The 10,317-nt window shown below is 57.2% G+C and carries 12 protein-coding genes, 1 tRNA gene and 1 pseudogene; 12 read left to right on the forward strand and 2 right to left on the reverse strand.

The features are described from left to right. A pseudogene (locus ACXWUF_RS11710) lies at positions 1-146 on the reverse strand (cytochrome c maturation protein CcmE); the annotation flags it as partial. Further along, positions 143-313, reverse strand: coding sequence for a heme exporter protein CcmD (ccmD, locus tag ACXWUF_RS11715; protein WP_458494863.1), 171 nt, complete (start codon positions 311-313; stop codon positions 143-145). The gene ccmD and the pseudogene ACXWUF_RS11710, both read right to left, overlap by 4 nt. Positions 314-843: 530 nt before the next feature. On the opposite strand from ccmD, the gene ACXWUF_RS11720 reads away from it, so the two are divergent. From ACXWUF_RS11720 to ACXWUF_RS11775, 12 genes are all read left to right on the forward strand, one after another. After that, entirely contained in the window at positions 844-1,842 is a 999-nt protein-coding gene (locus tag ACXWUF_RS11720) for an MraY family glycosyltransferase (RefSeq protein ID WP_458494864.1), read from the forward strand. A gap of 15 nt (positions 1,843-1,857) precedes the next feature. Next, positions 1,858-3,756, forward strand: coding sequence for a polysaccharide biosynthesis protein (locus ACXWUF_RS11725; RefSeq protein WP_458494865.1), 1,899 nt, complete (start codon positions 1,858-1,860; stop codon positions 3,754-3,756). Between the two features lie 61 nt (positions 3,757-3,817). Continuing rightward, the gene (rplM, locus tag ACXWUF_RS11730; protein ID WP_458494866.1) at positions 3,818-4,246 is read left to right on the forward strand and encodes a 50S ribosomal protein L13; all 429 of its coding nucleotides are present in this window, start codon (positions 3,818-3,820) and stop codon (positions 4,244-4,246) included. A 24-nt stretch (positions 4,247-4,270) separates the two neighbouring features. Further along, positions 4,271-4,663, forward strand: a complete 393-nt coding sequence (gene rpsI / locus ACXWUF_RS11735) for a 30S ribosomal protein S9 (RefSeq protein WP_458494867.1) — start codon at positions 4,271-4,273, stop codon at positions 4,661-4,663. 21 nt (positions 4,664-4,684) lie between these two features. After that, a tRNA-Gln gene (locus tag ACXWUF_RS11740) sits at positions 4,685-4,758 on the forward strand. 464 nt (positions 4,759-5,222) lie between these two features. Further along, positions 5,223-6,278, forward strand: a complete 1,056-nt coding sequence (locus ACXWUF_RS11745) for a tyrosine-type recombinase/integrase (RefSeq protein WP_458494868.1) — start codon at positions 5,223-5,225, stop codon at positions 6,276-6,278. A 3-nt stretch (positions 6,279-6,281) separates the two neighbouring features. Further along, positions 6,282-7,178, forward strand: a complete 897-nt coding sequence (locus ACXWUF_RS11750) for a tetratricopeptide repeat protein (protein WP_458494869.1) — start codon at positions 6,282-6,284, stop codon at positions 7,176-7,178. Positions 7,179-7,234: 56 nt separating this feature from the next. Then, on the forward strand, positions 7,235-7,723 hold the full coding sequence (locus ACXWUF_RS11755) for a hypothetical protein (RefSeq protein ID WP_458494870.1): 489 nt from the start codon (positions 7,235-7,237) through the stop codon (positions 7,721-7,723). 59 nt (positions 7,724-7,782) lie between these two features. Further along, the gene (locus tag ACXWUF_RS11760) at positions 7,783-8,373 is read left to right on the forward strand and encodes a hypothetical protein (RefSeq protein ID WP_458494871.1); all 591 of its coding nucleotides are present in this window, start codon (positions 7,783-7,785) and stop codon (positions 8,371-8,373) included. A gap of 121 nt (positions 8,374-8,494) precedes the next feature. After that, positions 8,495-8,698: a hypothetical protein gene (locus ACXWUF_RS11765; protein ID WP_458494872.1), complete on the forward strand. Its 204-nt coding sequence runs from the start codon at positions 8,495-8,497 to the stop codon at positions 8,696-8,698. 320 nt (positions 8,699-9,018) lie between these two features. Next, positions 9,019-9,351, forward strand: coding sequence for a CHC2 zinc finger domain-containing protein (locus ACXWUF_RS11770; protein WP_458494873.1), 333 nt, complete (start codon positions 9,019-9,021; stop codon positions 9,349-9,351). Then, on the forward strand, positions 9,351-10,317 hold a 967-nt coding region (locus tag ACXWUF_RS11775; protein WP_458494874.1), incomplete at its 3' end, for a DUF3987 domain-containing protein. The genes ACXWUF_RS11770 and ACXWUF_RS11775, both read left to right, overlap by 1 nt.

Raw genomic sequence — 10,317 nt, forward strand, 5'->3', positions numbered from 1 at the left:
TTGGGCGCCTCGCCCGCCGCGACCTGGGTGGGCGTGTAGAAATACAGGAGATTCTTCTGGAACGCGGTCAGGCCCAGGCCCGCCGCGACGCTGACGCCCAACAGAATCAATCCCACCACGATCATGCGTTTGCGGCGTGGGGTCATGCTTTCCTCCTTTCCTGTTTCAGACGGCGGGCGATGCCGTCTTTGACTTCCACGTTCCGCAGTAAAGGCAGAACGATGTTCAACACCAGCACCACGGCCATCAGGCCATAGGAGGTCCATACGTAAAAGGCGTAGCCGCCCATGGAGAAAAACTGTTGCCAATTCATCGTGAGGTTATCGGGGGGTCGGATTCATTCAGGAAGGAATCGTTAATGCGAAGGGAGGGCTAGGTTCTGTTGACGTAAGCGAAGCCAGATCAGTGACGTAGGGTGGATAAGCGAAGCGCATCCACCCAACCAAGGCGGCGGATGCGCTCCGCTTATCCGCCCTACCCTGACTTACGTTTTTTATGGGCCGCGGCTAACCATCTGTTTCAAAACGCCATTTTCCTCTATGCCAACAGAGTCTTACGTCAACAGAACCTAGATTAAACCATATAGCCGAATTCAGTGGCCGTCTCCTTGGAATGCGGCATATGGCATACGGTTCCTGGGTCATTTCGCGCATCGCTTAATGGAGTCCCAAATGGCGCGGTGTTCGGGGCTTGGGTCCGGCGATGCAAGCAAAATGAAGGCCAGAACTCGAAGCGCACTTTCAATGATGAGCGCCCCGCCGGGTCCATGCGCCGAAGTCCGCGATTGCGGTTATCATGCGCGTCTTTCCGACGACGCCCAGGGGCGGAGTGATTCCAGCCAAGATGGATTTTTCTTCCTTTCTGCCAGCCACCGGCACCTTCCTGCTCTCAGCCTTTATGACCCACGCCGTGCGCGGCTATGCCCTGCGCCGACTGCTAGACGTGCCGAACGCCCGCAGTTCCCATCTCGTGCCGACGCCGCGTGGCGGTGGCGTGGCGATTGTGGCGGGGTTCGCGCTGGCTATCGTTTATCTGTACGGACGGGCGCGGCTGCCCTTCGATTTGCTCATGGCGCTGGCGGGTGGCCTGCCGGTGGCGGCAATGGGATTCTGGGACGATCACGGCCATGTGTCGGCCCGCCTGCGCCTGTTGGTTCAGGTCGCGGCGGCGGCTTGGGCGGTTTACTGGCTGGGTGGACTCGAATCGGTGACGGTCGCGGGTGGCCGGTATGATCTGGGTTGGTTCGGTCATGCGCTGGCGGGGTTGTTCGTCGTGTGGCTGCTGAACCTGTTCAATTTCATGGACGGCATTGACGGCATTGCTGGCATGGAAGCAATCTCTGTGGCTTTGATGGCGGCTTTTCTGGCCGTGGCACCGGGCGCTGGCGTGGTTTTGCTGGCTTTGGCGGCGGCGGCGGGTGGCTTCCTAGTGTGGAATTGGCCCCCGGCGAAAATCTTCATGGGCGATGTGGGCAGCGGCTGCGTCGGCTTCTTGTTGGGCGTGCTCGCCCTGCGGATGGCGGCGACCAGCGAGCTTAGCTTGGTGGTTTGGCTGATCCTGCTGGGCGTGTTTTTCGTTGACGCCACCCTGACCCTGCTGCGGCGTATGGCGAGCGGGCAGCGCTGGTACGAGGCCCACCGCAGCCACGCCTATCAACACGCCGCCCATCGCTGGGCCAGCCACCGGCGGGTGACGCTGGCGGCGCTGGCGCTTAATTTGGGCTGGCTCTGGCCTTGGGCAGCCGTGGCCGTGGCGTGGCCGCGTTGGGAAATCGTCGTGTTGATGGTGGCCTATGCGCCCCTGATCGGATTGGCATTGCGGCTGGACGCCGGTAAATCCTGAGAGGAATTCAAGCCGATGGCATTCAAGTTTCGCTCCCGCACCGTGATCTTCATCCATGACCTCGTCATGGTGGCCCTGGCTTGGCTGGGCGCGTTCTGGCTGTATTTCAACCTGACCCTGCCACCCCCGGCGGAAGCCCGCGCCGCGTTGCAAGGCTTGCCCGTGGCGCTCTTGATTCAAGCGCTGGTGTTCCGGCAGTTCGGGCTGTACCGGGGCATCTGGCGGTTCGCGTCGTTGCCCGATTTGATCCGCATCGGCAAGTCGGTCGCCATCGGCGTCGCGCTGATTGCCGTGGCCCTGTATTTCATCAATCGGCTGGCGTGGGTGCCGCGCTCGGTGCTGCCGCTGTACGTGGTGCTGCTGGTCATGCTGCTGTCGACGCCCCGGCTGATCTACCGGGTTTGGAAGGACCGTGGCATGGCCCTGACCACGGGTCAGCGGACCTTGATCGTAGGAGCGGGGCGGGCGGCTGAACTGCTGATCCGGGATTTGCTCGGAGCGCGGGAAACCCTGTTCGCGCCGGTCGCCCTGGTGGACGACGACCCCCGCAAAAAAGGTAGCGAAATTCACCGGGTCCGGGTCAAGGGGCGTTGCGAGAATATTCCCCGCCTGGTGGAGAAGCTCGGCATCGAAGTCATTTTGATCGCCGTGCCCTCGGCCTCGGACCAGGAAATGCGGCGGATCGTCGAAATCTGCGAGGGCGTGGGCGTGCCTTTCCTCACCTTGCCGTCGGTGCGGGACATGCTGTCCGGCCAATCCACCGGGAACCTCCGCGAAGTCTCCATCGAAGACCTGCTGGGCCGGGCGCCGATCCGGCTCGACCGGCAGGCGGTGCAGTCCCACATCGAGGGCAACCGGGTGTTGGTGACGGGCGGCGGCGGCTCCATCGGCTCGGAGTTGTGCAAGCAGATCGCCCGCTTCGCCGTGGACGAGCTGATTATCTTCGAGCGCTGCGAGTTCAACCTGTATCGGATCGAACAGGCGTTGCAGCGGGATTTTCCCAGCTTGCGATTCACCGCGCTGCTGGGCGATGTGACCGACCAGGGGGCGGTCGAATGGGCGATTTCCCGGTATCGGCCCAAAGTTATCTTCCACGCCGCCGCCTATAAGCACGTCCCGCTGTTGCAATATCAGGTCCGGCAAGCCGCGCTGAACAATATCATCGGCACGCGGATCGTGGCCGAAGCGGCCATGGCCGTAGGGGTGAAGGAATTCGTGCTGATTTCAACCGACAAGGCGGTCCATCCCGGCAACGTCATGGGGGCCACCAAGCGGGCGGCGGAGATGATGGTGCAGAGCCTGAACGGCGTCACCGCCACGCGGTTCATCACTGTGCGGTTCGGCAATGTGCTGGATTCGGCGGGCAGCGTGGTGCCGCTGTTCCGTGAGCAAATCCGGGCGGGCGGCCCCGTCACCGTGACCCACCCGGAAGTGACCCGCTACTTCATGACCATCCCCGAGGCCTGCCAACTCATCATGCAGGCGGCGGCGGTGGGACAGGGCGGGGAGATCTTCGTGCTGGACATGGGCGAGCCGGTGAAAATCGGCTACCTCGCCGAGCAGATGATCCGCCTCAGCGGCAAGCGGCCCGGCGAGGACATCCGCATCGAATACATCGGGCTGCGGCCAGGGGAGAAGCTGACCGAGGAGTTGTTCCTCGAACACGAGCGCCCCATTCCAACGGCCCACCCGAAGCTGCAACTCGCCAAGTCGATTATTTTGGATCACCGGGTCATCCGCAAAAGTGTCAGCGAACTGGCCGAATCCTGCCGCTTGTTCGACGAAAGGGCTATTTTGCGGCGGCTCCGGGCGCTGGTCCCGGAATTTGAGGTGTCACCGGAGGCTTTCGAGGACGGGGCCGAGTCCAGTGCCGGGCAAGGATTAGCGCAAGCGCAGAGGACGCTTGTTTTGTGAGGCAAGTTCCAGTAACATGCACGGCTTTTCATGCAACGCCATAGTTTTGGAGCGGGCAGTAATGAAGACTTTTAGCGCGAAGCCAGCCGAAGTTAAACGCGACTGGTATCTGATTGACGCCGACGGAAAGACGCTTGGTCGGCTTTCCACTGAAGTTGCGCGTCGTCTGCGCGGCAAGCACAAGGCCGAGTACACGCCGCACGTTGATACCGGCGATTACATTGTCATTATTAATGCCGAAAAAGTCCGCGTGACCGGCAATAAAGAACTCGACAAGGTTTACTACAAGCACACCGGCTACATCGGCAACATGAAGTCGGTCACCTTGGGCAAGCTGCGCCAGACCCACCCCGAACGCATCATCGGGACCGCCGTGCAGGGCATGCTGCCGAAGAATCCGCTGGGCCGCGCCATGTTCCGCAAGCTGAAGATCTACGCGGGCACCACGCATAACCATCAGGCCCAGCAGCCGAAGTTGCTGGAAATCTAAGAACGAAATCGAGCTGGATCAACCATGGCACAAACGCAGAATTACGGAACCGGTCGCCGCAAGTGCGCGGTGGCGCGGGTTTTCGCAAAAACCGGAAGCGGACGCATCGTCGTCAACAATAAGGTATTGGAAGACTATTTCGGTCGTAAGACCGACCAGATGGTGGTGCGCCAGCCGCTGGAACTGGTCTCTTTGCTGGATAAAATGGACGTGACCGTGACCGTCACTGGCGGTGGCCCCTCCGGTCAGGCTGGCGCCATTCGCCATGGTTTGACCCGCGCATTGATTGAATATGACGAAACCCTGCGTCAGGCCCTGCGCCGCGCTGGCTACGTCACCCGCGACGCCCGCGAAGTGGAACGTAAGAAGGTCGGTCTGCACGGTGCCCGTCGCCGTCCGCAGTACTCCAAGCGCTAATTGGCTCGTTTGAAGGTTTATTGGGGGATCGTCTAGCGGCAGGACTACGGACTCTGACTCCGTCAACCTAGGTTCGAATCCTAGTCCCCCAGCCAATATAAACAAAGCCTTACGGGAAACCGTAAGGCTTTTTTATTTCCCATGGGGCACTCGTGGGGCACTCACCCGCCACAAACCACGATAAAGCCCGCCTTGAACCCTTCCCGCTGATTTAACTCTTTGCCCCCCTGAACTACGGGACAAAAGCCACAAAAGTGCCCCGTGCTGCCTCATGATTTTTGATAAATGCCCCACCAGTGCCCCACTGAAACAAGGAAAGGATTCTAGTCTTTTATAAATCAGCAACTTATTGATTTAGGTTGAAGGATTTAACATCCTTCATTGTTGATTATCGGCTTTTGTTGTAACCTTTTGTGAAGGGTGGGCCGAACGTGTTGCTACCACGTTCGACCCTGACCCGTACACTTTGGGGCACAAGGTGGGGGCCGTCCACATTGTACCGAACCCGCCCGCGCCTATGCCCCAAGCTTCAACCCGCGCAAGCCATAAGGGGCACATCATGGCAAACATCGAAAAACGCACATCGCAAGACGGGAAAACTTCCTACCGGGTGAAAGTTCGCCTGAAAGGCTACCCGGCACAATCCGCCACCTTTGAACGCCTGACCGATGCAAAAAAATGGGCTTCCGCAACGGAAAGCGCCATTCGGGAGGGCCGTTACTTTGTAACGTCTGAATCAAAGAAAAGAACGCTTAACGACCTGATAGCCAAATACCGGGCGGAAGTTCTGCCTACCCTGAGAAGCCGAGCCGCCCGCGCTGTTCATTTGGATTGGTGGGAAGCGCAGTTGGGTGAATACACCTTGGCGGACATCCGGCCTAGCCTGATAACCGAGACGCGAAAGAAGCTTTTCGACAAGCCTACGCGGCGTGGAACGCCGGTAAGCAATTCGACCGTCAACCGCTACGATGCCACCCTAAGCCACGCCTTTACCGTCGCTATGAAGGAATGGCAGTGGGTGGAAGACAACCCTTTCCGAAAGATCAAGACGCTGAAAGAGCCGGAAGGGATTGTTCGGTTTTTGAGCGACGAAGAACGCGAACGTCTCTTAGCCGAGTGCCGCGCCCATAGCGAAGACCTGTACACCATTATCGTGCTGGCACTGAGTACCGGGGCACGCCGCAATGAAATCATGGGGCTTACATGGGCAGATGTGAACCTGAAAACCGGATTACTGACATTCACTAAAACCAAAAATGGAAACCGCCGCACGGTCCCGATTACCGGGCACGCGCTGGAATTGGTGAAAGAAGTCGCCATCCGCCGCCGCTTCCAAAGCGAATACCTTTTTCCGGGGCGTCACACGGGGCAACCCATGGCGATAGAAAACATTTTTCAGGCTGCTTTGAAGAGGGCGGAAATTAAAGATTTCCGATTCCATGACTTACGGCATTCCAGCGCGAGTTATTTGGTTATGGCCGGGGTGGATATGCGAACCGTAGCGGAAATCTTGGGGCACAGCGATTTGAAAATGACCCACCGCTACGCCCATTTGAGCCGCGCCCATGTGTCGGAAGCCGTGGGGAAATTGGACGGTGCGATATTTGGGAAGTGATTTTTGGATAGGCCGAAAGCCGGGACAAAAGCCACAAAAGCACCGGTCGCCGAAACCTTAGTTGCAGCCCAAGATCAACGAAAATACCGAGGCATTATTAGTATGGGTATCTGGATAGTTTCGGCTTTTTTTGCACTTATTGGATTATCCGGGTTAGCCGGTGCCGATACTTATCAATATATCTCAAATTCAACCATCAATGATTCTAATGAAAACATTGAAGACCTACGAAAAAGCGCAGAACAGGGTAACATTAAGGCACAGATAGAATTAGGGTTTAGGTATTCGCTAGGGAAAAACATTCAAAAAGACGATATTGAAGCATCAATGTGGTTTCGGAGAGCCGCCGATCAGGGAGATGCAGCAGCCCAATTCTGTCTTGGGCTTTTATATATTAACGAGTCTGGCTTAACTCATAATTATTCAGAAGCAGTAAAGTGGCTTAAAAAATCAGCTGACCAAGAATATCCTTTAGCGCAAACCAGACTTGGAAGTCTATATTTTGATGGACATGGTTTTCCTCGCGACTACAACCAAGCTTTTAAATGGTATAGAAAGGCTGCCGAGCAAGGATATTCAATAGGTCAATATAATCTAGCGCTTATGTATTATGGCGGGCATGGAGTACCGCGAAATTACGTCGAAGCCGTTAAATGGTATAGAAAGGCTGCTGATCAGGGCCATTCTTTAAGTCAAAACAATCTTGGTTTTATGTATTTCAATGGGCATGGTGTGGAGCGTGATTATGTATTGGCATACATGTGGACATCCTTGGCATCTGCAAATGATGAAGAACACTCCAAGCAAGCACTCAACACCATTGAAAGCAAGTTGACTCCTAAACAAATTGATCAAGCCCAACGATTGGCAAAGGATTGGAAGCCGCTACCGAAGTGGTAGGTCATTGCCAATACTAATTTTAGATAAAAAATTTTATAGAAATAAATGGTGATAAATTGACTAGGGGATTTGTTCCGCATAATACCGCTTTACAGATACTTTTCGATAAATATAAGGCCACGCCGGAAGAATTCGCTGTTTGGGTTTTTATGGCTGAGCTGACGACTTTCGACAGGCACGGAAAACCCGCCGGGAAGCACAAGTTTCTGCCGGAAGCTTTTTTCAGGCTATCAGATATTGAGGCATTCGATCCAAACACTGAGAACATGACGGGCCGCTGGCTGACATTCCCCCAGTTAATGACAAGATGGCTTGGCGGCACTCATAAGTTTACCCCGGCACAATTGCGCGGGATAATTCAAAGCCGGGTTGATGAAGCCAAGCGAGAAGGAAACGGGTTGGCTTCCCCTGATAAGCAAACCGGAATTTTAACGCCGTGTTGCCCGGTGAAAGGTATCGCCGAGAAGATTGAAGACGCCATTTTTCAACTAAGGCAAATTGAACGAATTGAAGCGGACCATCCTGAGTTTGTGCCTATTTCCTAAATTTCGCAAATGACCTGCCTGAACATCTCGATCACTGGAATATAGTTGAATTATGGGCAATGGATCGAAGTGGAACCCTAATTCTCGATAGGGATGAATTATCAGGGGCCATAGAATCAGCGATATTAAAAGGGACGCTTCGCGCTTCCGATATTGCCGTTTGGGACAGGAAGGAACTTGGGGGAACCCGTTCCATCAAGAATGAACCAGCAAAAATAATGCAGATTCGGGAGAGTCGGCTTGATGGGCACTGTGTGGATTATTTCTTTGTGCCCGCTGATTTCCGGGCATGGCTGGAAAAGTCGAAGCAGTGGCCTTTAAGGCATGAGTGCCTTTTGAATAATTGGTTTGGCCCTATTAATAGCCCAAATTTTGAGCCAAAAGCAGCAGTGCAAACCGAGCCGAACCGGCAGCCTTATGGCCGCCGGGATCTTCAAATTCGGGCAATTTTGGACGTTATCACGGAAATGAATTTCAACCCGAAACGGATTCCCGAAGGTGAAAAAAGAACCATCGAAAGCCGCTGTCTTGAAAATATCAATCTGTTTTCCAAAGACGGTTTTAAAAGGGCATGGCAGGAAGCCAGAAACCGAAACTTGATTGAGGTCGAAGGCATAGAAAAATACCGCCCTTCCCGAAGTGGGCAGTAAGTGGGCACAAAAAGCCCACAGTGCCCACACTTCCAAGCCCACTAGGGGCACTGCTTAAGCTTTCGCACAACCCGGCACGATACCGCCGGGGCTTGTACAACAAACCGCGAAAGGTTAAGCCATGTCAGAAAATCAAACCCGCCTTATCCCCGTTCCCGATTGGACAAAGTTCCACCCCTGGCCCCCGATTGGCGGGCTTCGCCATTTGATTTTCAACGCCGAAAGCAACGGCTTTAAAACCGCCTTCAAGCGGGCGGGCCGTCGCGTGTTGGTGGATGAAGCCGAGTTCTTCAAGTGCGTCGAACGACAGAACGGCGGGGGCTAACCGTGAAGCCCCGCCGCTTGTTGAGTCAGAGGATTGGTTTAGCCCTTCCCTTGACCGTGAATATACCCGCCCGGCATACTGCCCACGCTTTGGACGCATCCGGGGCCGGGCGTGGAAACCCGAACAGCATAGGCGCAACAGCGCCACCCCTCCCGGTTCGGGCGCTTTTTTTACGCCCGAAATCTGTCTATGGCGGGCTGGGCGAGGCACGCGCAAGCGTGGCCGGTTCCTATGTGCCGGTTTTCCACCCTCGTCTAGCCCGTCGCCCATCTGCCGTGGAAAGCGGACGCGACGGCTCCACCCAACATAGGAGCCTTCCCATGTCTCAGCACACCTATGGGCGAAATCCGCCCAAAATCCGCCAAAACCACGCCGAAACGCTCAAAGCGACCCTTCCGCCCGCGACGTTCTACCGCGCCGAATTGCCCGCCCCGCCCATCTGGAAACGGGCCGGGGGCTGGGTGGATGGGGGCTTGTGCCCGTTCCATGCCGATGAACACGCCGGAAGCTTCCGGGTGTGCCTCGATTCCGGGGCGTTCCGGTGCTTTTCCTGTGGTGCCCATGGCGCGGATATTCTGGCTTTCACCATGCAACGCCATGGGCTGGCCTTCCGTGACGCTTTGGCGCTTATCCGCCGGGAATGGGGGCTGTGATGAAAGATTTACCCAAACGATTCAAAGGCAAGCCCTTGGTATGGGCGTGGCCCTACCGCCGCGCCGATGGGGAGGTGTTCGGCTGGGTGGGCCGCTACCAGAAGGACAGCGATAAAAAAGACATCGTGCCCTTTTTCACCCGCGACGGTTCCGGCTGGAAATTCGGGGCCGCACCGGACCCGCGCCCGCTGTTCGGGCTGGACTATCTGGCCGCTGTGGCAGAGCGCCGCGCCGCGCTGGTGCCGGAAGGCGAGAAATGCGCCGCCGCCCTGCAATCCTTGGGGCTGTGCGCCGTGGCGTCCCAAGGCGGAAGCGGGGCCGCTGACAAGGCCGATTGGGGGCCGCTGTCCGGCTTCGCTACGGCCTTGCTGTTGCTCGACAACGATGCACCGGGGGAACGCTACGCCCGCGCTGTGTGCGCCGCGCTGTCGGCCTTGGATGCGCCGCCCGCGCTGTTCTTGGTGCGCTTGCCGGGATTGGCGGACGGGGGCGACGTGGTGGACTGGCTGCAAGCCCGCTGTCCCGGCTGGAATGGCTTCGACCCGGTGCCCGAATCTGAACGGGAACGGCTGTCGGAAGACCTTAACGCCATTCTGCGGGAATTGGCCGAACCGCCGCCCGCCGAATGGACCACGCCCGCCACGGGGGGCGATTGGCCCGCGCCGATACCCTTGGACGCCGCCGCCTTGCCGGAATGGCCGGGGGATGTGTTCTCCGAGACGGTTCAAGCCTTCGTGTCGGCACTGGCGGAAGCCACCGAAACGCCCCCGGAATTGCCCGCCCTGTTCGCCTTGGCGGCACTTTCGACCGCCGCCCATGGCAAGTATCAGGTTTTGGTGAAGCCGGATTATTTCGAGCCGGTGAACGTGTGGACCTGCCCCGCGCTGGTGCCCGGAAGCCGCAAAAGCGCCGTCAAGAACGCCATTACCGCGCCGCTGCAAACCTGGGAACGGGACAAGCGGGCCG

It is taken from the genome of Methylomagnum sp. (assembly GCF_054333355.1).